This is a genomic window from Psychrobacillus syltrankelensis, from assembly GCF_055454035.1.
The window spans coordinates 1,461,523-1,484,463 of record NZ_CM144227.1 but is presented as its reverse complement, the minus strand read 5'-3'; the positions used below and the strand labels follow the sequence as shown (position 1 = coordinate 1,484,463).

The following is a 22,941-nucleotide window of genomic DNA, read 5'->3' as shown; positions in this document are numbered from 1 at the left end:
AATGAGCTGACTAGTTTCTAAAGTCAGCTCATTTTTTCCTAACTTTTTTCTGGGTAGTCAACATGTAGCGGTGGAGGTATTAACCAACCCTTACTTTTATTTAATCTTAATAACTTTGCACCAAGCTGTGCTTTATTTGTATGAAATTGACCATACATCATCGCTACATCTTCTCGTACCGACATTCCCATAGCTTGGCTACATGCAACTAAACCTGCTGCTACATCCATAGAAAGTGCTGCACTTATTTCTGGATCGTTGAATCTTGCACCTACTGGAATGTCTTCCAAACGTGCAACTGGACGTGCAGGTGGAGCAGGAGGCAGTCCAACTGCATTCACCTTTAATATCTTTTCTAATTGTTTGTTCTCATCTTCCATACTTTGTACAGCTTCTTCGATTAATTTCTTTAATTCATCATCGCCTGTGTGATTAAAAAATGTTTGATAAGCAGCTATTAGGCCATTGTTAGTAGCTACATTCGTCCAAATGCCGAATACTTCACCATAATGCAAAGGTTCATCTTTCGAATTTCCACTTAAAATTCCCATATTTACACTCCAATTCCTAAATAAATTCATGAATTTCTTCACGTATTGTTATTATGTGTAGAAGTGATAGAACTATTCAGAAAAAAAAAAGCCGAAATTCTATAGATTAATAGAATTCCGACTAAACATTTTAAGATAATTTATTTAAAAAGAATAATGCCAATGTGTCTGGACCTGCATGTGCTCCAACAGTTGAGCCAATCAGATGAATATCAATGCTTTTTGGATGATATCGTTCTTCTATTAATTGCTTTAGTTCAAGTGCTGTTTCTTCGTCATCACCGTGACTAATAGCAATATTTTGTTCCTCTAAATGATCTCCACGTTCCCCCATTAAATCTATCATGCGTTTGATCACTTTTTTACGTCCACGTATTTTTTCAATTGGAACTAGTTTACCTTCTTCGACATGAAGAAGAGGTTTAATGTTGAGTAGTCCACCAATAAATGCACTTGCTTTAGAAACTCTTCCACCACGGGCCATATAATCTAAGTCTTCTACAGTGAAAAGATGTTCCATATGAGTAGCCGAGAATCTGATTTTCTCTTCAATAATTGATAGGGCAAGTCCCTCATCTCTTAAACGAACTGCCTCTTTTATTAGAAGTCCAATTCCAAGTGATGCACATTTTGAATCGATAATAGTTAACTTTAAGTCAGGATATGTTTCCATTAGCTGTTCCTTCATCATCACCGCTGTGCTATATGTTCCAGAAAGAGCAGAAGAGAGGGCAATGTAGAAACCTTCTTCTCCTGACTTTGCAAGTTCTTCAAACAGTTTCAAAAAAAGTTCTGGTGAAGCTTGAGATGTTTTTGGTTGTTTTCCAGCTCTAATTGCTGCGTATACTTCTTTAGAATCTATCCCTATAATATCTTCGTATTCATCATTGTCTATATGCACTCTAAGTGGTATTAATTCTACATTATGTAATTCAAAAAAAGATTTAGGTAAATCACTAGCGCTATCAGCGAATAATTTCATTTCCATCCTCCTCAATTATCACAATTCTCTTAACTTTAATCTCTCCATTAAAAACTCAGCAATACCTTCTTCATTATTGGTTAAAGTTATTTCATTTGCAATCTGTTGAAGTGGCGAAATTGCATTTCCCATTGCTACGCCAACTCCAGCATATTCAATCATTTCTAAATCATTGTCTTCATCTCCAAAAGCGATAATTCGTTCTCTTGGAATGTCTAAATACTCGGATACTTTTGCTAAGCCAACTGCCTTGTTTAATCCATGTCGAACTATTTCAATTACGTCCCAAGGAGCTCCCCAACGACGATGATCAATTACTTCGGCATGAACATCTCGTAAATGATTACGAACTAAGTCTACTGAATCTTCCTCGGCATGAATTAGCAAGCTTGTTGGATCCGTTTTCAAAAAGGTCCTTAAATCACCTGTAGTAATATGTGGATTACCAAGTGCAAAAGCAGAAATCATTTGTTCATCATGATGATGCAAGTACACGTCATCTAATACTTCGGCGAGCATATTTTTAATTGAAAAGCTTTGAACAGCTTCTACAACTTCTTTAACAACTTGAAGTTCTATTGGTTTATGAATGGTATTCCAGGAAGAATTCGTTGGATGATGCACAAATGCTCCATTAAAGTTGACGATCGGAGTATTTAAACCAAGCTCCTTATAATACATCTCACTTGATCTATATGGTCTTCCAGTTGCGATCATTACTTCATGACCTTGATTTTTGGCTTCTTGTAATATATTCTTCGTTTTATGTGAAATTACCTTCTCATCTGTTAATAAGGTTCCATCTAAATCCAAAACAATTAAGTGACGTTGCATAATAAATCTCCTTTCCTTCTATTAAAGTGTATCGTTTTCCACTTTAAACGTCAAAATGGTAGTACCTATGCTTTTGTATATTTCAATTTACTTTGTTAATATAATAATTAGAAAAGAGAGGTGGTTTATGAATGATTGTACAAATAGAATCATGGGGTAATATACCTTTACTACATATTTATAATGATCAGACAAATAATCACTCTCCTATTGTGATTTTTTTACATGGTTTTGAAAGTGCGAAAGAGCACAATCTGCACTATGCTTATCAGTTAGTAAATCAAGGGTGTCGAGTAATTTTACCTGATGCACATTTACACGGTGACAGAGATGAAAAATTAGACCAAATAGAAATAAGTCTTCGCTTTTGGGAAACTGTTTTAACTTCCATTGAAGAGGTAGGAAAAATAAAAGAGGAGCTTATGGAACGTGGATTTTTGAACGGCCAAAAAATTGGTATTGGTGGAACATCAATGGGTGGTATCACTACACTTGGTTGCTTAACTATTTATCCATGGATAAATGCTGCCAGCATTATGATGGGAACTCCATGTTATGTTCAACTTGCGAAAGCACAAATTGAACAAATCGAGCAAAAGGGATTTCAAATTCCATTGAATTCAAAGGAAAAAGAGGATATGTTCAATACATTATCTACATTTGATGCTTCCATTCATATGGAAAAACTATCAAATAAACCATTGTTTTTTTGGCATGGAGTAAAAGATACTGTCGTACCTTTTGAGTCAACTGCTCTTTTTATTGAGGCTTTTGAAAAACAATTTGGAAATGAACATCTTGTCTTTATGAAAGAAAAATCGGCAGGTCATGCAGTTAATCGGAAAGGATTGCTAGCTGCAACTAAATGGCTTGCAAACAATTTGGCATAACGAGAGTACTTTGTTATGATGAAGAAAAGTAGTAAGGGGGTTTATAAAATGGATCAAGATATGAAAGATAGTATGATGAGTGCTCTTGAAAATGTAATTGACCCGGAATTAGGGATAGATATTGTAAACTTAGGATTAGTATATGATGTTGAGTTAACGGACGAAGGAATTGCAACTGTTAAGATGACTCTTACTTCAATTGGTTGTCCAATGGGACCAATGATAGTAGATCAAGTAAAAACGGCACTAGGTGAATTACCTGAAGTAAAAGAAACAGAAGTTAATATTGTTTTTAATCCACCATGGTCAAAAGAAAATATGTCTCGTTATGCGAAAATTGCACTAGGGATTCGATAAAAGTCTCCCTTATCCAACAAAACAAACGCAAGGATCACGATATAAAGATATTGCTGCTAGATATAATGTTTATCACGTATAAATTAGGGAAACTCTTATTGTGAGAGTTTCCCTAATTTTTATTTTAAAAGATAAGAAACTATATGAAATATCGTCCTGCGATCCCAGTGTTCCTAGTACTTGAAAGAATTAAATAATACTGGGGGGATTTTCGTTTCAGGTGGACGCTTTCCGCGGGGTGAGCGATGAGCCTTCACCACAGCTCACGCGTTCGTTGTGATGACTCATCTGTCTTCGAGGAACGAAGGCTAAGAGCGCCACATCGTGTGGCAACACCTTCGTGACCAACATCCTGTTGGCCTCCGTCTAGAGTCGCCACCTTTCACTACAATCCATTAAGTGAGTAGTACCTAACAAGAAGATTTAGTTCAGCATCGTTAAGAGGTTAGAATTAGTTGAAGTAAACGTAGTGATCATGCCATCCTGTAATCGTTGTTGAATAAGAGATGCTATTGCTAGTAGCACAGTTTTTTTCTTAACACTGATTTGCGCTATCTCACACAAAGTTAACTCTTTATATGTAGAAATGGTTGCTTTCACGATAAAATTGGTTGCTTTCGTCTCGAGATTGGTTCCTGTCTCTGTAGAATCTGTAGCTTTCACCTTACAATTAGTCGCTCTATGACAGTTTTTAACTTTTCCCTTCTTTATAAATAGGCAGCATCTATTGATAAAGAAGCGCTGAGCGGACGAAATTGCATCTTCGTCCGCTTTTAAAAGTATAGGAAAGCCTTTATTCTCTCATTAACCAAAATAAATGCACTATTTCTTTGCAAATTCCAAGAGGGCGACGGATAAACATCCACTACAGGATTACCGAGAAAAAGGCTCGTGAAGTGACGCAGTCACTTCACGAGCCAAATTATAGCGGTAATGATGTAGCCAATGTTTCATCCAAAGTACTCTAGAAACGGTGAAGACAAAATGCACTTAAAGGACGCTTGCGTTTTTCTTAAAAATATTTCTAATCTATCCGACAAATATGTAGTGGACAATTATCACACTCAATTTCTTTTCTTAAAAAGTTTATATCATTAATAGTTATTAGCCCTTTATTAAGCGAAATGACCTGTGACTTTTTAATATCGTTTAACATTCGATTTACAACTTCTCTACTAGTTGCACATAGGTTAGCTAATTCTTGATTGGTCAAATAATGATCTATAAGGATGCTTCCATCCTCTTGGGGAATTCCATAAGTATTAGAAAGACGAACTAATGTTGAAAAAAGAGCTCCCTTTTTACCATGTAGAAGTAAATCTCGAAATCTTGTCTCGTTTTTTAAATGATTTAATTGAATAAATTTCATCCATTCCATCATAAGTTCAGGAGAAGTGCTTAAAAACTTTTCCAGTTGAGATCGGGAAAGGGATACAATTTTTGTAGGCTCTATCGTATGAGCAGACACAGAATGATAAAGAGTTTCACAAAAAACAGATGTTTCTCCAAGAATACTTTGAGAATTAGTAATTTTTAGTGTGAATATTCTACCACTTTCCGTATCTTTCGTAATTCTTACTGAACCTTCTAAAACATAATATACTTCATCGGAACGTTCTCCTTCATGAAATATTGGACGCTCTTTTTCTATTTTGTTAATGGAACCAAATTGTTCAAATAATGAGTAAATCCCCATGAATATAGGAGTATTCTCATTCATATAAAATCACAACCTTTCCATTCATAAAACAATAATAGCATAATAAACCTATTCTAATGATCACTTTTCTTTACAAATTATATGAAAAAATATTATAATCATATTAGTCAAAGAAGGTCAAACTTTTTCGAGTGTTATGCTGTGAGTATTTTAAAACACATTTCACTGCCTACAGCTGGGTTTGACAGGTATGAAGCCGAGAAGTAATAGTTGAGGAGATGTTTGGTATGCAAATGAAGCAACAAGACGAAAAAAGTCCGTTAGAGACATATGGACGTAATTTAGTTACTGCTGTAAAAGACGGAAAAATGGATCCTGTTATTGGACGTGATCAAGAAATAAGAGACGTTATTCGTATATTATCTAGAAAAACAAAAAATAATCCTGTGTTAATAGGGGAACCTGGCGTTGGTAAAACAGCAATTGTAGAAGGTTTAGCCCAAAGAATAGTGAGAAAAGATGTTCCAGAAGGATTAAAGGAAAAGGAAATATTTGAACTAGATATGAGTTCTTTAATCGCAGGTGCGAAATATCGTGGAGAATTTGAAGAACGACTTCAAGCTGTATTAAAACAAGTGAAAGATAGCGAAGGTCAAATTATTTTATTTATAGATGAAATTCATACAATTGTAGGAGCTGGAAAAACGGACGGAGCAATGGATGCAGGAAATATGTTAAAACCTATGCTTGCACGAGGTGAATTGCATTGTATTGGGGCAACTACATTAGATGAATATCGGATGTATATCGAAAAAGATCCAGCTCTCGAAAGAAGATTCCAGCAAGTACTTGTAAGAGAACCTTCTGTAGAAGACACGGTTTCTATTTTACGTGGACTAAAAGAGCGCTTTGAATTACATCACGGAGTTCGCATTCATGACCGAGCTATTGTTGCCGCTGCGGAATTATCTAACCGTTATATTACGGAACGCTTTTTACCGGATAAAGCAATCGATTTAGTAGATGAAGCATGTGCAATGATTCGAACAGAGATTGACTCGATGCCTCAAGAGTTGGATGAAGTCACAAGAAAAATGATGCAGCTTCAAATTGAAGAACAAGCGTTAATGAAGGAAAAAGACGCTGCAAGTAAAAAAAGACTTGAACAAATACGTAAAGACCTGAAAGAATTAGAACAATCCTCAAGTGAAATGCGTAACAAGTGGCAACAGGAAAAAGAATCAATTCAAGTTATTCAACAAAAGAGAGAAGAACTTGATAGATATCGTCGAGAATTAGAAGACGCAGAAAACAAGTACGACTTAAATAAGGCTGCCGAACTTCGTCATGGCAAAATTCCTCCGTTAGAAAAAGAACTTCAAGTATATGAACAACAAGTAAGCGAGGAAACAGAATCTCGCTTATTACGGGAAGAAGTAACTGCTGAAGAAATTGCGTCCATCGTTTCTAGATGGACTGGAATTCCAGTAACAAAATTAGTGGAAGGTGAACGGGAGAAGCTTCTTCGTTTAAAAGAAACACTTGGTGAAAGAGTAGTTGGACAAGACCAAGCAGTGCAATTAGTAACAGAAGCTGTATGGCGTGCACGAGCTGGTATTAAAGATCCTAGAAAGCCTATTGGATCTTTCTTATTTTTAGGTCCAACAGGTGTAGGGAAAACAGAACTAGCCAAGTCTCTCGCTGCAAATTTATTTGATTCGGAAGAGCATTTTATCCGCATTGATATGTCTGAATATATGGAGAAACATAGTGTATCTCGGTTAGTGGGTGCCCCTCCTGGATATATTGGATATGAAGAAGGTGGCCAACTGACCGAAGCGGTACGTAGGAACCCTTATTCTGTAGTACTATTAGATGAAATCGAAAAGGCACATCCAGATGTTGCAAATATTTTATTACAATTAATGGATGATGGTCGAATAACAGATAGTCAAGGTAGAATAGTTAATTTTACGAATACTGTCGTAATATTAACTTCTAATATCGGCTCACAATTTCTTGGAAATACTACTGGAATTATTAGTGAAGAGGAAGAAAGCCTTGTAATGGCTTCTTTAAGGGAGCATTTTAAACCAGAATTATTAAATCGTTTAGATGACATTATTATGTTCCACTCTTTAACCACACAACATTTTGAAAAAATAGCTGAGAAATATGTCAAACAACTTCAAGATCGTGTCCGCGAACAAGAAATTAATTTACAAGTGGATGAAGCAGTTATTGAATGGATTGTAGTAGAAGGTACGGATGCTGCATTTGGTGCAAGACCACTTAAACGATTTATCCAAAGAAACTTAGAAACCGCAGTAGCTAAACTGTTAATCGGAGGAACCATTCTTCCAGGAAGTACAATTACTGCTTCTATTGAAGATGGCCAACTAGTTATTAAATAGAATATTGCAACATTCAAGTGTTAACTTGAAAAAATCGTAAAATAGAATTACCTAAAATCGCAATATTACACGTTTAGTATGAAAAATCACTTAGAGTTTGCGATACACAAGGTTGATCTTGCGTTATCCTGTTTTAATTTGCGTTATAGAGAACTGATTTGCGATACGCACGTATGGTAATAAAAAATCACATAGAGTTTGCGATATGAAAGGTTGAACTTGCGTTATCCTGTTGTTAATTTGCGTTATAGAGAACTGATTTTGCGATACGTACGCTCGGTAATGAAAAATCACTTAGAGTTTGCGATACACAAGGTTGATCTTGCGTTACTCTGTTTTAATTTGCGTTATAGAGAACTGATTTTGCGATACGCACGCTCGGTAATGAAAAATCACTTAGAGTTTGCGAAGGCTAAAATAAAAAAGCTCCCGAAAAGGGAGCTTTTTTAGTGATGTTCTGATGTAGTTGGTTCGTTTGGAATAATTGCAGAGATGATAAAAATCATAATTGCAACAGGGATTGACATGATCAAGCCATTAGATAATACAAAATCTACATTTTGTACTGAGCTTACTACGTAATTTAACATAGAAACTAGTATTACGGACCAAATAAGTGTCATAATATATTTCATTTGTTTCACCTCAAGCTATTTTTACTATGTTTATCATATCATAACGTCAATCATTTCAAAAGAATATTTGCAGATTCAAACTATGTTGTTGAAAAATGTTCACTAATTCGTTATTATTATTACCAGGTACTAATAATAGATTATAAGAAAAGAGGAACTTTCGTGAATGCAGGAATAATTGGATTAGGAACTTATTCACCAGAGCATATTTTAACAAATGAAGACCTTGAGAAAAAAGTAGATACATCCGATGAATGGATTCGAACTAGAACTGGTATTGAAGAAAGAAGAATAGCGGGACCTGAACAAGATACATCTCACTTAGCTTTTGAAGCAGCTAAAGAAGCAATTAAAGATGCAGGTATTACACCTGATCAAATCGGACTTATACTTGTAGCAACTGTAACACCTGATCGTCCGTTTCCAAGTGTTTCTACAATGCTTCAAGATCAACTTGGTGCAAAAAATGCAGCAGCAATGGACATCTCTGCTGCATGTGCAGGCTTTATGTATGGTTTAGTTACTGCAAAACAATTCGTAGAGTCTGACACGTATTCTCATGTACTTGTTGTTGGAGTGGAAAAGCTTTCAAAAATTACAGATTGGGAAGATCGAAATACAGCTGTTTTGTTTGGAGACGGAGCAGGAGCTGCTGTTATTAGTAAAGTTTCAGAAGGTCGTGGAATCTTGTCGTTTGAGCTAGGAGCAGATGGCAATGGGGGCAAGTATTTATTCCAAGATGGACCTTATCTGGCGATGAATGGCCGTGAAGTTTTTAAGTTTGCAGTTAGACAAATGGGTGAGTCAGCAGTTAATGTTATAGAGAAAGCTGGTCTTTCAAAAGAAGATATTGATATGTTAATCCCGCATCAAGCGAATATTCGTATTATGGATTCTTCAAGAGAAAGATTAGGATTACCTGTCGAAAAAATGTCAAAAACTATCCATAAGTATGGGAATACTTCATCTGCTTCTATTCCACTTTCACTTAAAGAAGAAGTAGTGAATGGAAAAGTAAAAGACGACGACATTATTGTTATGGTTGGTTTCGGTGGCGGCTTAACTTGGGGCGCTATTACATTAAAATGGGGAAAATAAAAGTTAAACATCGGAAGGATGATTATACATGACAAAACGTAGAGTTGTTGTAACAGGAGTCGGTGCTGTTACACCACTAGGAAATGATATAGAAACAACATGGTCAGGTATTAAAGAAGGAAAATCAGGCGTCGGCATGCTTACACGATTGGATGCAAACCAATTTTCCGCAAAAGTGGCAGCCGAAGTAAAAGACTTTGATATTGAGAAATATATTGAGAAAAAAGACGCTCGTAAGATGGATCGTTTTACTCACTATGCGCTTGCAGCGTCTATTATGGCTGTGGAAGATGCTAATTTAACGATTACTGAGGAGCTTGGACTTCGAACTGGAGTATGGATTGGCTCAGGAATCGGTGGGATGGAAACATACGAAGCACAGTTCCGTGTATTTTTAGAAAAAGGAGCTCGTCGTGTTAGTCCATTTTTTGTTCCAATGATGATTCCAGATATGGCGGCAGGTCAAGTTTCTATTCATTTTGGAGCGAAAGCGGTTAATTCATGTACCGTAACAGCTTGTGCATCTGGAACCAATTCGATTGGTGATGCATTTAAAGTAATTGAACGTGGTGATGCGGATGTAATGATTACAGGTGGTGCGGAATCACCTATAACACATATGTCTGTTGCTGGATTCTGCTCAAACACAGCACTTACTTTAAACACGGATCCTCAAACTGCTTCAAGACCATTTGATGCAAACCGAGATGGCTTTGTCATTGGAGAAGGAGCAGGAATTATCATTTTAGAAGAATATGAGCATGCAGTTGCCCGTGGAGCAAAAATTTATGCAGAAATTATTGGGTATGGATCAACAGGTGATGCTCATCATATTACTGCTCCTGCGCCAGAAGGAGAAGGTGCTGCTCGTGCAATGCAACAAGCAATTGCAGATGCAGGTATTAAACCAGAGCAAATCGATTATATTAATGCACATGGAACGAGCACCCCGTATAATGATCAATTTGAAACAATGGCTGTAAAATCAGTATTTGGCGAACACGCATATAAATTAGCGATGAGTTCAACAAAATCAATGACTGGTCATTTACTTGGAGCAGCTGGTGGAGTGGAAGCTATTTTTACAGTACTAGCTTTAAAAGAAGGAATATTACCTCCAACGATGAATTTAGAAACCCCAGATCCAGAATGTAATTTGGATTATGTACCAAATGCCGCTAGAAATGCTGATATTCAGTATGCAATGAGCAATTCATTAGGTTTTGGTGGTCATAATGCGAGTATTTTATTCAAAAAATAATGTTAAATAATGCATAGTAAAATTAAAAAAGTATTTTCCAAATTGAATGGAAAATACTTTTTTATTTTGTCTAAAAAGCTTAGATACTTCAATGGGTTAAATCACTAAAATTTAGATTCCAAAGTTTCCAGTTGCTTGCTGTTCATTAAAGAATTTGTGCGAATTTTTTATTTTATTTAAATAATTTATCTAGTTCCAATTTTCGTAACAAATCGTTGATATAACAGATTTTATAGATAATTCTTCAATTTCAAAAAAGAGTAAATTGAGGGAATAATAAAAAAATGTATTGCGATTGTAATGATACTGTAATAGAATTTACACGAGAGATGAATTAACTGAAAAATTGGAATTCGTGGTTGTGTATAAAATAAAAAAGGTTCTAAAGAAAATACCACTTTTAAAAAAATTTAACGTCATGAAAAAACGGAAGTGAATAGATCAAAGTCTGAATCTAGAAGGGAGTTTTATTTTTAACATGACAAATGAACTTTTAAATATTAAAGATTTACACACTGGTTTTCGCATAAAAGATACATACTATGATGCAGTCGATGGTGTTTCGATTACATTGAAGAAAAATGAAATCCTGGCAATAGTTGGAGAGTCCGGTTGTGGGAAAAGTACTTTAGCAACATCTATTATTGGACTTCATGATCACAATAAAACAAGAGTACAAGGTGAGATTAATTACAACGGAGAAAACCTAGCACGCCTTGATGAAGAAAAGTTTAATAAAGTAAGAGGTGAAGAAATTGGAATGATATTCCAAGATCCTTTATCTGCATTAAATCCACTTATGCGTATAGGTGAGCAAATTGAAGAAGGATTAATTTATCATACGAAAATGACTAGAGATGATAGGGGAAAACGTGTTCTTGAACTGTTAGCACAGGTTGGTATCCCTAATCCTAAGAGGACAGCAAGGCAATTTCCTCATCAGTTATCTGGTGGAATGAGACAGCGTGTTATTATTGCCATTGCAATTTCATGTAAACCAAAAGTTATTATTGCAGACGAACCGACAACTGCTTTGGACGTTACAATACAAGCTCAAATACTGGATTTGCTAAAAGATCTTCAAGCAGAAACAGGTGCGGGTATTATATTAATCACACATGATTTAGGTGTTGTGGCTGAAGTTGCTGATCGTGTTGCGGTTATGTATGCAGGTGAAATTATTGAAGAGGCTCCCGTAGATGAGTTATTTTCAAATCCAAAGCACCCTTATACACGATCATTATTCAACTCTATACCACAAATGAATAGTGAAAATGAAAAACTTCAAGTAATACAAGGCATGGTGCCTTCACTCATGAAATTACCGAGATCTGGTTGTCGTTTCGCAGCAAGGATTCCATGGATTCCAGGTATCGCACATGAGGAAAACCCCACACTTCATGAAGTTTCTCCAGGTCATTTGGTTAGATGTACTTGCTGGAAGCACTTTCATTTTGAAGGTGAAGAAGGGGGGAATACACGATGAGTTTTATGCAAATTAATGATTTACGTGTCCATTATCCAATTCGTGGTGGATTTTTCAATACTGTTATCGATAATGTTCATGCAGTAGATGGGATCAGCTTAGAATTTGAAAAAGGGAAGGCTTATGGATTAGTTGGTGAGTCTGGCTGTGGAAAATCAACAACAGGCAAATCAATAATTGGTCTTGAGAAAATAACTTCTGGGAGCATTATTTATGAAGGGGAAGACGTAACAAATAAGCGTCGTAACCCAAATTCAGCTTTCAATCGTGACATTCAAATGATTTTTCAAGATGCGAATTCAAGTCTAAATCCACGCAAACGGGTTCAAGATATTATTGCAGAGCCAATACGTAATTTTCTAAACCTTACACCAGATGAAGAAAGAAGAAAGATTAATGAGTTATTAGCAATCGTTGGTATGGGCGAAGATGCGAAAGTAAAATACCCACATGAATTTTCAGGTGGCCAAAAGCAACGAATCGGAATTGCACGTGCGATTGCTTGTAATCCTAAGCTAATTATAGCGGATGAACCCGTATCTGCTTTAGACCTTTCAGTGCAGGCACAAGTACTGAACTTTATGAAAGATATTCAAGAGGAATTTGGTTTAAGCTATTTGTTTATCTCCCATGATTTAGGTGTAGTTAAACATATGTGTGATCATATTTCTATCATGTATAAAGGTAGATTCGTTGAGTCTGGGAATAGAGAAGATATTTATACGAATCCAGAACATATTTATACGAAGCGATTATTGTCTGCTATTCCTAATGTTAACCCAATAGGTCGGGATATTCGAAAAAGAGAACGAATTAAGGTTGAATCAGATTATGTAATTGAGCATAAAAATTATTATGATCCAAACGGAAGAGTATTTGACTTAAAACAATTGACAGATACGCATTTTGTAGCGATGAGTGCTCACGAAAAGGGGGGCATGTAATATGTGGAAAACTATTGTACGACGTACTTTAATCATGATTCCTCAGTTGTTGGTTTTAAGTTTATTAATTTTCATTATGGCTAAATTTATGCCTGGAGATCCTTTTACAGGGATGATAACACCTGAAACAGATGCTTCTCGTATAGCGGAGCTTCGTGAATTGGCAGGGTTAAACGATCCGTGGTATGAACAATATGCACGTTGGATCGCGAATGCCGTGCAAGGGGATTTTGGAAAAAGTTATACCTATAAAATGGGAGTATCATCAGTAATTGGTGAACGAGCTATAAACACTTTTTGGCTATCTTTAGTTAGTGCTATTTTACTATATTTAATAGCCATTCCTCTTGGGATTTTAGCTGGCCGTTATCAAGATACATTATTAGATAAGGCAATCGTATTGTATAGCTTTATCGTTTATGCAATTCCGACATTTGTATTATCATTAATTTTCTTATTTCTTTTCGGATATAAATTACATTGGTTCCCAACTGTCGGTAGCGTTGATATTCAATACGATCCAGGTACTTTTGGATACATATGGAGTAAACTGTACCATATGTTGTTGCCGGCCATAACTTATGCAGTACTAGCTACTACAGGAGTTATTCAATATTTACGGTCGGAAATAATTGATTCTAAAAGTCAAGATTATGTACGAACAGCAAGAAGTAAAGGTATTCCAATTAGAAAGGTTTATTCAAGACATATTTTTAGAAATTCTTTGCTCCCAATTGCAGCTTTCTTCGGTTTTACAATAACCGGATTATTAAGTGGATCTATCTTTATTGAAACAATCTTCGGTTATCCAGGGATGGGACAGCTATTTATTTCATCTATTAACTCACGTGATTACAGTGTAATTACTGCACTTGTTATGTTATATGGCTTCTTAACGTTATTAGGTAGTCTATTGTCCGATATTATCATGAGTATTGTTGACCCAAGAATAAGGATAGAATAGGCGAATTATATGTTAAGGAGAGGTGAATAAGCATGAAAATTGAAGCGAATAAGAAAGAAGAAGTGGAAGTAAACGCACCTGCAACTGGGATGCAAGTTATTTTTAGAGAGTTTAAAAAAGATAAATTAGCAATGTTTTCACTTATAGCTTTATTTATAGTAATTATTGGAGTTTTCATCTGGGCAAAGCTTATTGATCAAGAGACTTTAATGCGAGTTAGCCTAAGAGATAAATATGCTTCCCCTGGGGATAAGTTTTTTTTAGGTGCTGACCAAGGTGGTAAAGATATACTTGGGCAACTTGTAATCGGAGCTAAAAATTCAATTGCAATCGCTATTTCTATTACAATTATTACCGGTATATTCGGTATAATTGTTGGTTTAATTTGTGGCTATTTTGGTGGATGGATTGATAATCTTTTTATGAGAATTATCGACTTTTTCATTACTATACCATCACTGATGTTAATCATCGTATTTGTTACGATTGTACCTAAATATTCAATTACAGCATTCATTTTGATTTTGAGTATTTTCATTTGGCCTCCTACTGCACGTCTTGTACGAAGTAAGGCTTTGTCTGAAAGTAGACGTGATTATGTCAATGCGTCTAAAACGTTGGGTACTAATGGATTCCTTATTATTTTTAAAGAGATTATGCCCAATTTAAGTTCCATATTAATTGTCGAAATGACATTAAACTTTGCCGGTAACGTTGGTATTGAAACAGGCTTATCATTTCTTGGATTTGGGTTACCACCTACCACTCCAAGTTTAGGAACACTTATAAGCTATGCAAATAACCCGCTTGTATTAGAACAGAAGTGGTGGGTATGGTTACCTGCATCGATATTTATCTTACTTATGATGTTAGGAATCAACTATGTAGGGCAGGCATTACGCCGCTCGGCAGATGCAAAACAACGTCTTGGATAAAACCAATTCGGATTTGGTATTAAACGTTTACCGTTTGATATAAAAAGAATAGAGAATAAAAAGGAGGAAATAGAAATGAATAAAAAGCTTTGGACATTACTAGCAGTACTTATAGCTTTCATGCTTGTTCTTGGTGCTTGTAACAAGAATAGCGAAGAGCCTGCAAAAGGTACCGATGAAGGCAAAACAGAAGAAGGCAATAAAGAAGAAGGTAAAACAGAAGAAACAACGGAAGAAACGGTAGCTGAAGAACCTGATGCATTATTCCCAAAAGAAGTTACAAATGATGGGGATGTAATTAAAGGCGGTATTTTAAAAGTTGCAATGGCTAAGGATGAACCTTTCCTAGGTATCTTCTCTGACGTTTTATCAGATGATGCATATGATAGTGATCTTTCTTCTTATGCAAGTAACTCTATATTTGAAACAGATGGAGATTTCTTATTAACTGATAAAGGTATTGCAAGTATGGAAGTTGATAAAGATAATAGCAAAGTAATTATTAAGATTCGTGATGGAGTAAAATGGTCTGACGGCGAACCACTTATAATTGAAGACTTAATTCAACCGTACTTAATTATTGGTCATAAAGATTATACTGGAGTTCGTTATGATGCAGACTTCCAAAATATAATAGGTGCTGTTGAATATCATGAAGGAAAAGCAGACACAATTTCTGGACTTAAGAAATTAGATGAATCAACTTTAGAAATTTCATTTAAAGTATTATCTCCTGCTATATTTAGTGGTGGAGACGGACTGTGGAGTTCTGCTGAACCAAGTCATATATTAAAAGATCTTCCAATTAAGACTTTAGTTGAATCTGATGCAGTTCGTAAAAACCCAGTTACCTTAGGTGCATTTAAATTTGATAAAATTACACCAGGAGAATCTGTTCAATATGTAGCCAATGAAAATTATTGGAAAGGTAGACCTAAACTAGACGGAGTATTAGTGAAAGTTGTACCAACCAGCTCTATTTCTAAAGCAATCCAATCAGGAGAATACGATATTGCTTCGCACTTTAGTGCTACAAAGATTGAAGAAGTGAAAGACTTTGATAATATTAGTATCCTAGGACGCAAAGAACTTTCTTATTCTTACCTAGGCTTCAAACTAGGTAAATACGATACTGATAAAGGTGAAGTTATTACGGATATTGAAGGATCAAAAATGGGTGATGTAAAATTACGTCAAGCAATGGGATATGCACTTGATGTAGAACAAGTTGCGGAAGTTTACTATAATGGATTGCGTGAACGCGCTAACTCTTTAATTCCACCAGTTTTCGCATCTTTCTATGACGCTACTTTAGAAGGTTATAAATATGATCCAGAAAAAGCTAAAGCGTTATTAGATGAGGCTGGCTACAAAGATGTTAATGGCGATGGAATTCGTGAAGACAAAAATGGTAAACCTTTAGAAATCAAGTTTGCAACAATGTCAGGTGATGATGTTGCAGAAGATATCACACAGTTCTACTTACAAAACTGGAAAGATGTTGGCTTAAATGTGACATTAACTACCGGTCGTACAATCGAATTCAATAGCTTCTATGATAAAGTAGAAGCTGATGATCCTGAAATTGATATTTTCATGGCTGCATGGAGAACAGGAACAAACCCATCTCCATCAGGTCTTTATTCAAAAGCAGCTCAATATAATTTTAGCCGTTTCTCTTCTGATTTCTTAGAGAAAACATTAGCAAATATTGACTCACCGGAAGCATTTGATGCTAAATACCGAGCTGACCAGTTCCGTGAATGGCAAGTATACATGGCTGAACAAGCTCCTGTTATTCCTACTTTGTATCGTTATGAATTAGTACCGGTTAACAAACGTGTGAAAAACTACAATATTGACTATGCTAATCCAACAGAATTACAAGACATTGAATTAGTTTCTGATACTGGAGTTAAATCTACAAAATAATTAATAAAAAACCGTTCCTAAACGAAAGTTTAGGAACGGTTTTTCATATGGTTTAAGAAGGATGTGATACATATTAGACTTTTACTTTTTTTAATCAGTTATGGATTAGCTGTAATTAGCTGTTCTCATTTAGTACTGTATTTGAACTTTTTAACTTTAGGTCACTCTTGGAATTCTGTAGTACTCTTTATAGTAAGTTCAAATGAATTTGTTGTATTCTGTTTATCGCTTCTTTCTTTATCGGTTATCGTCTTCTTCCGAGGCCCATTGCGGCTTCCATCTTAGACAAGGTTTGTTGAGCAAGGGTATTCGCTTTTTCTGCACCTTGGTCTAAAATGTCATCAAGCTCTGAAGAGTTTAATAAATGTTCATAACGAGCTTGGATTGGAGCAAAGTGATCGTTTATCACTTGGGCAACCGATGCCTTAAAATCACCATAGCCTTTTCCTTCGTATTTTTGTACAAGCGATTCAATCGTTACATTTGTTAACGCAGCTTCGATCGTTAATAAATTGGAAACCCCAGGTTTATTTTCAGGATCGTAAGCAACAATACCTTCTGAATCGGTTACAGAGCTTTTAATTTTCTTTTCAATTTCTTTTGGTGTATCTAAAATACGAATTGTTGCTTTTAGATTTGGATCGGATTTACTCATCTTCTTAAGAGGGTCTTGAAGTGATTTAATACGTGCACCACTTTTCGGAAGCTGAATTTCAGGGATTATAAGGACATCCCCGTAGCGTTTATTAAATCTTTCTGCTAAATCGCGTGTTAATTCAACATGTTGCTTTTGGTCATCTCCAACTGGAACGATATCGGTTTGGTACAAAAGAATATCTGCCGCCATTAATGGGGGGTAGGTTAAAAGGGCAGCTGAAACTGCATCCTTTCCATCAGATTTATCTTTGAACTGTGTCATTCTTTCTAATTCTCCAATATAAGAGACGCATTGCATAATCCAGCCGGCTTGAGCATGTGCGGGTACTTCCGATTGAATAAATAATGTTGATTTTTCTGGGTCGATTCCTACAGCAAGATATAATGCAGCAAGTGAACGAATATGTTTACTTAATTCCTGTGGATCTTGTGGTACAGTAATAGCATGTTGGTCGACTATACAAAATACACATTCATAATCATCTTGTAGTGTTATAAATTGTCGAAAAGCTCCAATATAATTACCTAGAGTGATTGTTCCTGTCGGTTGTACACCTGAAAATATTTTCTTCATCATTTTTCCTCCTTAATAAAATAAAAAAACACCATACATCCCTAAAAAAGGGACGAATGATGTATAATCCGTGGTACCACCCAGCTTGCTAAAAGTAAATTAGCCACTCTTCTTCGTAACGTGAAGGGGTCGGTATATGCTACTCATAATTCACATATACTGCTCAAAAGCCCATTCTATTTGACGTATGTTCTGTTTGCACCAACCACAGACTCTCTCCACATACAATTTCAAATATACTTTTCTTTGTCATAGCATCTAATATTGTTTAAAACATTATAGTATAGGAGAAACTTAATAATCAAGTTAAAAAACTAACTATAATATACAAATAAAGCAATACACATACAAAGTAAACTAGATAATCCTAATGCAATTATCGGCTTATAAGGAAATGAAAAGACTTCAGAAGGTAAACGCATTTGATTCACTTCATTTTTTATATGTCTTGGAGTAAAAACTTTTCTTGAACTCTCTATGAAAAAATCAAAAAAACCACCCGAGACAACATAAGATATTAAGCCGAAGAATGTAATTGATCCTCCAATATAAAAAGACATATTTGCATAAGAAACTAGGTTACAATTTCCATATACTAAAAACGTTAGTAGGAAAATAAGAAGTTGTAAACCTAAAAAAAAGATAATTTTTGTTTTCATATTTCACCTCTACAAGAATAGATTATAGAAGATAAAATAAAATTAATCAAAACTTTAGTTAAATATTTGCAAAAAACAAGAAATTCCTTTACCAAAGATTCACAATTGTTAGGACAATGTAATGATTTTGTTACAAATCTGTAAAAACTTCTTTAAAAAACCTGTACAAGTTAAAAGGAAAATGTATAATAAAGAATGTAATGAATTTTTCAGAATATTTAAAGGGGGTTATTCTATTGAAGAATAGCAAATTTTTATGGCTTTTTAGCCTAATGTTAGTTCTTAGTATTTTCCTTGCTGCTTGTGGCGACAAAGAAAAAGCTACTGAAACTACTACTGACAAACCAGAAGACAATTCAACAACAACAGAAGAACCAGCTGCACTAGATGAGGAGCAAGTTCTTAACTTAATCGAGTCTGCAGAAATTCCAACAATGGATTCATCTCTAATGACTGATACAGTTGGTTTCGTAGTTCTTAATAACGTAAACGAAGGTTTATATCGTTTGAACGCTGAGAATGTTGCTGTTCCTGCAATTTCTGCAGGTGAACCAACAATTTCTGAAGACGGATTAGTTTACACTTTCACTCTTCGTGATGCTAACTGGTCAGACGGTTCTAAAGTAACAGCTAACGATTTTGAATATGCTTGGAAACGTGCGATGAACCCGGATATGGCTTCAGAATACGGTCCATACATGATGTCAGGCGTTATCAAAAATGCTACTGAAATTTCAGAAGGTAAAATGGATTTCAATGAACTTGGGGTTAAAGCTCTTGATGAAAAAACATTAGAAGTAACGCTTGAAAAACCAGTTCCTTACTTTTTATCATTAATGTCATTCGGAACATTCTATCCATTAAAAGAAGAGTTCGTTAAAGCTCAAGGCGATAACTATGCGAAAAACTCTGATGCATTATTATATAATGGCCCATTCACACTTGCTGATTGGGATGGAACAGGTTTAACTTGGAAATATCTTAAAAATGAACAATACTGGGATAAAGATACAGTAAAACTTACACAAATTAACTGGGATGTTGTAAAAGAAAATTCAACTATGGTTAACTTATATCAAAACGGTGAAAAAGATCGTACTGGTCTTTCAGGGGAATTTGCAATGCAATATGCTGATGATCCAGAACTTATCAATCAACCAGATACTGCTGTGTACTATTTCAAATATAACCAAGAGCGTCTTGGTAAAAAATCTCCACTTGCTAACGTAAATATTCGTGAAGCAATTTCAAAAGCATTTAACAAAGAAGATTTAACTTCTGTAGTTTTAGCAAATGGTTCTATGCCAGCTGGCTACTTAATTCCAAAAGATTTCTATTTTGATGAAGATGGAAACGATTTCCGCGATGTTAATGGCGACATGACTGCATTCAATGTAGAAGCAGCGCAAGCGGCATGGGAAAAAGGTTTATCTGAGTTAGGTGTAAAAGAACTTTCTTTAGAAATTCTTGGAGGCGACTCTGACCTTTCTAAAAAAATGGATGAGTACTTAAAATCTCAATTAGAAACTAATTTAAAAGGTCTAAAAATTACACTTAAAGAAGTTCCATTCTCAGTTCGTCTTGAATTAGATACTAAACAAGACTATGACATCCAATTTGCTGGATGGGGTCCAGATTACCAAGATCCATATACGTTCTTAACTTTATGGGAAACAAATGGTGGAAACAACCACATGGGATATTCAAACGCTGAGTATGATCAATTATTAAAAGATATTAACGGTAAACTTGCACTTGATCCACAAGCTCGTTGGGAAGCAATGGCAAGAGCTGAAAAAATCGTTGTAGGAGAAGAGTACGCGATTGGACCAGTTTACCAAAAAGGTGCAAGAATCTTACAAAAACCATATGTAAAAGGTATTGCTAAACACCCATTCGGTGGGGATTATAGCTACAAATGGGCTTATATTGAAGGTAAAAACTAAAAGTATTTTTAAGTCTTAAAAATCTCATAGTTAGAGAGTATATGGAATCCTTTTGGGTCATATACTCTCTTTTTAAATGAATCAGAATTCACAAAATATTTTATTATTTTTTTTGGTTTTGACAATTGCTAAGCTTTTCTGTTTAGATATATATAGATTAATATAATCTCAGAGAACATATTTTATTTAGGAGGTGCAACGATGGCGAAATATATTATTCGACGTGTTATTTATATGTTTATTACGTTTTTCCTGATTGCAACAGCAACGTTTTTCTTAATGAAGGCGCTTCCAGGTTCCCCGATAAGCTCTGCTCCAAAACTATCCCCTTCCCAACTTGCGATGGTGGAAGCGAAATATGGATTAGATCAACCTGTTGCAGTGCAATATGGTAAATACATGTTAAATTTAGTGAAAGGTGATCTAGGTAACTCATTCCAGTTTAAAAATGCAAATGTTACCGAGCTAATTTTGAAACGTTTAGGTCCATCTTTTCAAATTGGATCGCAAGGATTAGTTCTCGGAGTGATAATTGGTATACTGTTCGGAATGATTGCAGCTTTAAGGCAAAATACTATTTGGGATTACGGTAGTACATTTGTTGCTATTATTGGTATCTCAGTTCCATCTTTCGTTTTCGCAACATTATTACAATATTGGTTTGGTGTTAAGTGGCAAATACTTCCTGTAGCTTTATGGAAAGACGGTTGGATGTCTAGCGTTCTTCCTTCTATTGCTTTAGCAATGGGGCCACTTGCAACAGCATCACGTTTTATACGAACAGAAATGATAGAAGTTTTAAGTTCCGACTATATTACGTTAGCTAAATCAAAAGGTGCGAGCGGGTTTGAAATTGCTTTTAAGCATGCTTTCCGAAATGCTTTAATACCGCTTGTAACTGTTTTAGGACCGTTAGCAGCTGGATTACTAACAGGTTCTCTTGTAATCGAAAAAATATTTGCTATTCCAGGAATTGGGGAGCAATTCGTTAAGTCGATTAGTTCAAATGACTTTTCTATCATAATGGGAACAACTTTGTTTTTCTCTGCGTTTTTAATTATTGTAATATTCGTAGTAGATATTCTTTATGGAATAATTGATCCGCGTATTCGTTTGTCAGGAGGTAGTAAATAATGAGTCAAGATATAAAAAAATTACCTGCTGATTCTTTTGAAAGAATTCAAATTGATAGCTCACATGCAGAAAAAATTACGAAACCTAGCTTAAGTTTTTGGCAAGATGCCTGGTTACGTATTCGAAAAAATAAGGCTGCAATCGTAAGTATGTTCATCTTAATATTCATCGTTATTATGTCTTTTGTTGGACCTATGATTAGCCCTCATGATGGTGAAACCCAAACACTTACTCACGCAAACTTACCGCCAAAAGTACCGGGAATTGAAAAGCTCGGTATATTAGATGGTTACGGTGTTATGGCAGGTAAAGAAGTAGATTTATATGCACTAAAAAAAGCCGACACGTATTATTGGTTTGGAACAGACGGACTTGGTCGCGATATGTTCTCACGTGTTTGGAAAGGTACTCAAATTTCTCTATTTATCGCATTTGTGGCTGCTGTAATTGATATGATTATAGGAGTGACTTATGGAGGGATTTCGGGTTACTATGGTGGTCGTGTAGATGATATTATGCAACGTATTGTAGAAATTTTAATTGGTATTCCAACATTAGTAATCGTTATTTTAATGTTGCTCGTTATGGAACCCGGTCTTACGGCAATAATCATTGCTATTACGATAACTGGATGGATTGGTATGTCTAGGATTGTGCGTGGACAAGTTTTGAAATTTAAAAACCAGGAATTTGTTCTAGCTGCCCGTACTTTAGGTGCAAGCAATGGCCGAATTATTTCGAAGCATATACTACCAAACATTTTAGGGCTTATTATTATTAATATGATGTTTACGATTCCAGGAGCAATTTTCTTAGAAGCTTTCTTAAGTTTTATAGGACTTGGTCTTCAACCACCAACTGCTTCATTAGGAACACTCATTAATGATGGCTATCAAATGATTAGATACCAGCCACATGTTTTGGTGTATCCATCTTTAATATTAAGTTTATTGATGATTGCGTTCAACTTAATTGGTGACGGTTTACGCGATGCATTCGATCCGAAGATGAAAGACTAAAGGAGGAAA

General features: G+C 35.3%; 22 protein-coding genes and 1 other annotated feature. Of the genes, 14 read left to right on the top strand and 8 right to left on the bottom strand.

Features of this window, described 5'->3' with window-relative positions; all coding sequences use genetic code 11:
• Positions 1–38: 38 nt before the first annotated feature.
• The 3 genes from ACTSKG_RS07440 to ACTSKG_RS07430 all read right to left on the bottom strand — a co-directional run bounded on the left by ACTSKG_RS07440 (position 39) and on the right by ACTSKG_RS07430 (position 2,367).
• On the bottom strand, positions 39–551 hold the full coding sequence (locus ACTSKG_RS07440; protein ID WP_464757508.1) for a DUF3231 family protein: 513 nt from the start codon (positions 549–551) through the stop codon (positions 39–41).
• 130 nt (positions 552–681) lie between these two features.
• Positions 682–1,533 carry a DegV family protein gene (locus ACTSKG_RS07435; protein WP_464757507.1) on the bottom strand — a complete coding sequence of 284 codons (852 nt, stop codon included), beginning with the start codon at positions 1,531–1,533 and terminating at the stop codon, positions 682–684.
• Between the two features lie 18 nt (positions 1,534–1,551).
• Positions 1,552–2,367 (bottom strand): Cof-type HAD-IIB family hydrolase, encoded by an 816-nt coding sequence (locus ACTSKG_RS07430; protein ID WP_464757506.1) that lies wholly within the window; start codon positions 2,365–2,367, stop codon positions 1,552–1,554.
• A gap of 131 nt (positions 2,368–2,498) precedes the next feature.
• Here ACTSKG_RS07430 and ACTSKG_RS07425 point away from each other — a divergent pair, with 131 nt between their 5' ends.
• A complete protein-coding gene (locus ACTSKG_RS07425) occupies positions 2,499–3,257 on the top strand; it encodes a prolyl oligopeptidase family serine peptidase (protein ID WP_464757505.1) in 759 nt (252 codons plus the stop codon).
• Between the two features lie 48 nt (positions 3,258–3,305).
• Positions 3,306–3,614 carry a metal-sulfur cluster assembly factor gene (locus tag ACTSKG_RS07420; RefSeq protein ID WP_464757504.1) on the top strand — a complete coding sequence of 103 codons (309 nt, stop codon included), beginning with the start codon at positions 3,306–3,308 and terminating at the stop codon, positions 3,612–3,614.
• A 423-nt stretch (positions 3,615–4,037) separates the two neighbouring features.
• Here ACTSKG_RS07420 and ACTSKG_RS07415 read toward each other — a convergent pair whose 3' ends face one another.
• Together ACTSKG_RS07415 and ACTSKG_RS07410 are read right to left on the bottom strand one after the other, a co-directional pair.
• Positions 4,038–4,277 (bottom strand): hypothetical protein, encoded by a 240-nt coding sequence (locus ACTSKG_RS07415; protein WP_464757503.1) that lies wholly within the window; start codon positions 4,275–4,277, stop codon positions 4,038–4,040.
• Positions 4,278–4,638: 361 nt separating this feature from the next.
• Positions 4,639–5,334 (bottom strand): Crp/Fnr family transcriptional regulator, encoded by a 696-nt coding sequence (locus ACTSKG_RS07410; protein WP_464757502.1) that lies wholly within the window; start codon positions 5,332–5,334, stop codon positions 4,639–4,641.
• Between the two features lie 227 nt (positions 5,335–5,561).
• Here ACTSKG_RS07410 and ACTSKG_RS07405 point away from each other — a divergent pair, with 227 nt between their 5' ends.
• Positions 5,562–7,688, top strand: coding sequence for an ATP-dependent Clp protease ATP-binding subunit (locus ACTSKG_RS07405; protein ID WP_464757501.1), 2,127 nt, complete (start codon positions 5,562–5,564; stop codon positions 7,686–7,688).
• Positions 7,689–8,134: 446 nt separating this feature from the next.
• Here the strand turns inward: ACTSKG_RS07405 and ACTSKG_RS07400 are convergent, their stop codons facing one another.
• A complete protein-coding gene (locus ACTSKG_RS07400) occupies positions 8,135–8,323 on the bottom strand; it encodes a YjzD family protein (protein WP_464757500.1) in 189 nt (62 codons plus the stop codon).
• Between the two features lie 162 nt (positions 8,324–8,485).
• Here ACTSKG_RS07400 and ACTSKG_RS07395 point away from each other — a divergent pair, with 162 nt between their 5' ends.
• The 8 genes from ACTSKG_RS07395 to ACTSKG_RS07360 all read left to right on the top strand — a co-directional run bounded on the left by ACTSKG_RS07395 (position 8,486) and on the right by ACTSKG_RS07360 (position 17,228).
• Positions 8,486–9,421 carry a beta-ketoacyl-ACP synthase III gene (locus tag ACTSKG_RS07395; RefSeq protein WP_464757499.1) on the top strand — a complete coding sequence of 312 codons (936 nt, stop codon included), beginning with the start codon at positions 8,486–8,488 and terminating at the stop codon, positions 9,419–9,421.
• A 28-nt stretch (positions 9,422–9,449) separates the two neighbouring features.
• Positions 9,450–10,682 (top strand): beta-ketoacyl-ACP synthase II, encoded by a 1,233-nt coding sequence (fabF, locus tag ACTSKG_RS07390; protein ID WP_464757498.1) that lies wholly within the window; start codon positions 9,450–9,452, stop codon positions 10,680–10,682.
• 478 nt (positions 10,683–11,160) lie between these two features.
• Complete coding sequence (locus ACTSKG_RS07385; protein ID WP_464757497.1) at positions 11,161–12,168, top strand: ABC transporter ATP-binding protein; 1,008 nt, start codon at positions 11,161–11,163, stop codon at positions 12,166–12,168.
• On the top strand, positions 12,165–13,112 hold the full coding sequence (locus tag ACTSKG_RS07380; RefSeq protein ID WP_464757496.1) for an ATP-binding cassette domain-containing protein: 948 nt from the start codon (positions 12,165–12,167) through the stop codon (positions 13,110–13,112). The genes ACTSKG_RS07385 and ACTSKG_RS07380 overlap by 4 nt, the downstream gene beginning before the upstream one ends.
• 1 nt (position 13,113) lies before the next feature.
• Entirely contained in the window at positions 13,114–14,076 is a 963-nt protein-coding gene (gene opp4B, locus ACTSKG_RS07375; RefSeq protein ID WP_464757495.1) for an oligopeptide ABC transporter permease, read from the top strand.
• A 32-nt stretch (positions 14,077–14,108) separates the two neighbouring features.
• Positions 14,109–15,011, top strand: coding sequence for an ABC transporter permease (locus ACTSKG_RS07370; protein WP_464757494.1), 903 nt, complete (start codon positions 14,109–14,111; stop codon positions 15,009–15,011).
• A gap of 75 nt (positions 15,012–15,086) precedes the next feature.
• Entirely contained in the window at positions 15,087–16,943 is a 1,857-nt protein-coding gene (locus ACTSKG_RS07365; RefSeq protein ID WP_464757493.1) for an oligopeptide ABC transporter substrate-binding protein, read from the top strand.
• A gap of 63 nt (positions 16,944–17,006) precedes the next feature.
• Entirely contained in the window at positions 17,007–17,228 is a 222-nt protein-coding gene (locus ACTSKG_RS07360) for a hypothetical protein (protein ID WP_464757492.1), read from the top strand.
• Here ACTSKG_RS07360 and trpS read toward each other — a convergent pair.
• Together trpS and ACTSKG_RS07350 are read right to left on the bottom strand one after the other, a co-directional pair.
• Positions 17,188–18,174: a tryptophan--tRNA ligase gene (gene trpS, locus ACTSKG_RS07355; RefSeq protein WP_464757491.1), complete on the bottom strand. Its 987-nt coding sequence runs from the start codon at positions 18,172–18,174 to the stop codon at positions 17,188–17,190. The genes ACTSKG_RS07360 and trpS overlap by 41 nt on opposite strands.
• 45 nt (positions 18,175–18,219) lie before the next feature.
• Positions 18,220–18,436, bottom strand: a binding site (T-box leader).
• A 52-nt stretch (positions 18,437–18,488) separates the two neighbouring features.
• A complete protein-coding gene (locus tag ACTSKG_RS07350) occupies positions 18,489–18,833 on the bottom strand; it encodes a DUF3899 domain-containing protein (protein ID WP_464757490.1) in 345 nt (114 codons plus the stop codon).
• 236 nt (positions 18,834–19,069) lie between these two features.
• On the opposite strand from ACTSKG_RS07350, the gene ACTSKG_RS07345 reads away from it, so the two are divergent.
• The 3 genes from ACTSKG_RS07345 (at position 19,070) to opp3C (ending at position 22,932) form a co-directional block, all read left to right on the top strand.
• Positions 19,070–20,779, top strand: a complete 1,710-nt coding sequence (locus tag ACTSKG_RS07345; protein WP_464757489.1) for a peptide ABC transporter substrate-binding protein — start codon at positions 19,070–19,072, stop codon at positions 20,777–20,779.
• Positions 20,780–20,980: 201 nt separating this feature from the next.
• On the top strand, positions 20,981–21,913 hold the full coding sequence (gene opp3b, locus ACTSKG_RS07340) for an oligopeptide ABC transporter permease (protein ID WP_464757488.1): 933 nt from the start codon (positions 20,981–20,983) through the stop codon (positions 21,911–21,913).
• Entirely contained in the window at positions 21,913–22,932 is a 1,020-nt protein-coding gene (opp3C, locus tag ACTSKG_RS07335; protein ID WP_464757487.1) for an oligopeptide ABC transporter permease, read from the top strand. Before opp3b ends, opp3C begins: the two co-directional genes overlap by 1 nt.
• Positions 22,933–22,941 lie beyond the last annotated feature (9 nt).

Coding starts and splice junctions, on each gene's coding strand:
- ACTSKG_RS07440 (WP_464757508.1), bottom strand. CDS start 551: ATGGGAATTTTAAGTGGAAATTCGAAAGATGAACCTTTGCATTATGGT.
- ACTSKG_RS07435 (WP_464757507.1), bottom strand. CDS start 1,533: ATGAAATTATTCGCTGATAGCGCTAGTGATTTACCTAAATCTTTTTTT.
- ACTSKG_RS07430 (WP_464757506.1), bottom strand. CDS start 2,367: ATGCAACGTCACTTAATTGTTTTGGATTTAGATGGAACCTTATTAACA.
- ACTSKG_RS07425 (WP_464757505.1), top strand. CDS start 2,499: ATGATTGTACAAATAGAATCATGGGGTAATATACCTTTACTACATATT.
- ACTSKG_RS07420 (WP_464757504.1), top strand. CDS start 3,306: ATGGATCAAGATATGAAAGATAGTATGATGAGTGCTCTTGAAAATGTA.
- ACTSKG_RS07410 (WP_464757502.1), bottom strand. CDS start 5,334: ATGAATGAGAATACTCCTATATTCATGGGGATTTACTCATTATTTGAA.
- ACTSKG_RS07405 (WP_464757501.1), top strand. CDS start 5,562: ATGCAAATGAAGCAACAAGACGAAAAAAGTCCGTTAGAGACATATGGA.
- ACTSKG_RS07400 (WP_464757500.1), bottom strand. CDS start 8,323: ATGAAATATATTATGACACTTATTTGGTCCGTAATACTAGTTTCTATG.
- fabF (WP_464757498.1), top strand. CDS start 9,450: ATGACAAAACGTAGAGTTGTTGTAACAGGAGTCGGTGCTGTTACACCA.
- ACTSKG_RS07385 (WP_464757497.1), top strand. CDS start 11,161: ATGACAAATGAACTTTTAAATATTAAAGATTTACACACTGGTTTTCGC.
- ACTSKG_RS07380 (WP_464757496.1), top strand. CDS start 12,165: ATGAGTTTTATGCAAATTAATGATTTACGTGTCCATTATCCAATTCGT.
- opp4B (WP_464757495.1), top strand. CDS start 13,114: ATGTGGAAAACTATTGTACGACGTACTTTAATCATGATTCCTCAGTTG.
- ACTSKG_RS07370 (WP_464757494.1), top strand. CDS start 14,109: ATGAAAATTGAAGCGAATAAGAAAGAAGAAGTGGAAGTAAACGCACCT.
- ACTSKG_RS07365 (WP_464757493.1), top strand. CDS start 15,087: ATGAATAAAAAGCTTTGGACATTACTAGCAGTACTTATAGCTTTCATG.
- trpS (WP_464757491.1), bottom strand. CDS start 18,174: ATGAAGAAAATATTTTCAGGTGTACAACCGACAGGAACAATCACTCTA.
- ACTSKG_RS07350 (WP_464757490.1), bottom strand. CDS start 18,833: ATGAAAACAAAAATTATCTTTTTTTTAGGTTTACAACTTCTTATTTTC.
- opp3b (WP_464757488.1), top strand. CDS start 20,981: ATGGCGAAATATATTATTCGACGTGTTATTTATATGTTTATTACGTTT.
- opp3C (WP_464757487.1), top strand. CDS start 21,913: ATGAGTCAAGATATAAAAAAATTACCTGCTGATTCTTTTGAAAGAATT.